The sequence below is a fragment of the Staphylococcus sp. GDY8P196P genome, from assembly GCF_017891705.1.
GTDB classification, from domain to species: Bacteria; Bacillota; Bacilli; order Staphylococcales; family Staphylococcaceae; genus Staphylococcus; species Staphylococcus ureilyticus.
On record NZ_JAESJS010000035.1, the window covers coordinates 1,555 to 2,547 of the forward strand.

Genomic DNA, 993 nt, shown 5'->3' on the forward strand with positions numbered 1-993 from the left:
GATGAAACGGCAAAATATCCAATAAAAGATACAGATTATATGACAGATGATGAGGAAAAAGCAGATGAGGAAGCTTTTAGTATTATTGCTTTCTGGAATTGGGAACGTAGGAATTATTTTATTAAAAAATAGTTCAATAATCGGGCCATTTTGCGGTACAATGAATTGCCTTCTGCTACTAATATTAAAAACACTTTTTTGGGATACTAATACCCCATATGGTATAATTGTAAAACAAGAAAGAAGGAAAGGACTGACAAATTGTATGGGTATAGGAAATATGATGGGCGGAATGGGGTTCATTGGCATGATTTTTTGGATTATCATTCTTGGCTTGTTATTTTATGGTGTATATATATTAATTGCAAAAGCTTCAGAAAAACCAAAAGGTGTAAGATCAGATGATTCTTTACAAATTTTAAAGGAAAGGCTGGCCAAAGGGGAAATTAATGAAGATGAATATGAAAAATTAAAGAAAGTGTTAAAAAAAGATTAGGGATACTTTGAATGAAAGGGGAAATAAGCGATGAAAAAGAAGTTACCTTTAGTGCTGTCGTTTGTACTAGCTGGTTTAATCGTCATTGGACAAACTGGTTTTACCCAAGGTTCTGATTATGACCAGAGAATGGATAATATGATAAATGCATGCACGAACTTCATGCAGTCCTTTGATGATAACAAAGAAAATAAGTAGTAAAGTATATAAAAACACAATAACTACAAGGCACTGAACCCTTAAAATGGGAACTTAATAAAAACACTATGTTCTAGGCTGCTAATTCTCTGTATTTTACAGGGGATAAGTAGCCTAGTTTTTGTTTAATTTGTTTTGTTGTTTCCATATGTTCCATCATCATTTGTTGCATCTGCTGCATTTGCTCCATATTCATTTCGGGCATGTTCATTTCAGAACGTCCCATGTAGTAATAAGGGTAACATATTAAAACAACTGGGTTCTGTTGCAAAGTTAATTTTATAGTATAATTTTAACAA

3 protein-coding genes are annotated in these 993 nt (G+C 32.4%); 2 read left to right on the forward strand and 1 reads right to left on the reverse strand.

The window, feature by feature from the left end:
- The first annotated feature begins 265 nt into the window (after positions 1–265).
- Together KA814_RS13470 and KA814_RS13475 are read left to right on the forward strand one after the other, a co-directional pair.
- Entirely contained in the window at positions 266–496 is a 231-nt protein-coding gene (locus KA814_RS13470; protein ID WP_031884148.1) for an SHOCT domain-containing protein, read from the forward strand.
- A 30-nt stretch (positions 497–526) separates the two neighbouring features.
- Positions 527–694, forward strand: a complete 168-nt coding sequence (locus KA814_RS13475; protein WP_162837505.1) for a hypothetical protein — start codon at positions 527–529, stop codon at positions 692–694.
- A gap of 73 nt (positions 695–767) precedes the next feature.
- On the opposite strand, the gene KA814_RS13480 is transcribed toward KA814_RS13475, so the two are convergent.
- Entirely contained in the window at positions 768–905 is a 138-nt protein-coding gene (locus KA814_RS13480; RefSeq protein WP_021459086.1) for a hypothetical protein, read from the reverse strand.
- Positions 906–993: the final 88 nt, after the last annotated feature.

What these genes read in the sequence shown, in the direction of transcription:
- KA814_RS13470 (WP_031884148.1), top strand. Translation starts at nt 266, where the DNA reads ATGGGTATAGGAAATATGATGGGCGGAATGGGGTTCATTGGCATGATT.
- KA814_RS13475 (WP_162837505.1), top strand. Translation starts at nt 527, where the DNA reads ATGAAAAAGAAGTTACCTTTAGTGCTGTCGTTTGTACTAGCTGGTTTA.
- KA814_RS13480 (WP_021459086.1), bottom strand. Translation starts at nt 905, where the DNA reads ATGAACATGCCCGAAATGAATATGGAGCAAATGCAGCAGATGCAACAA.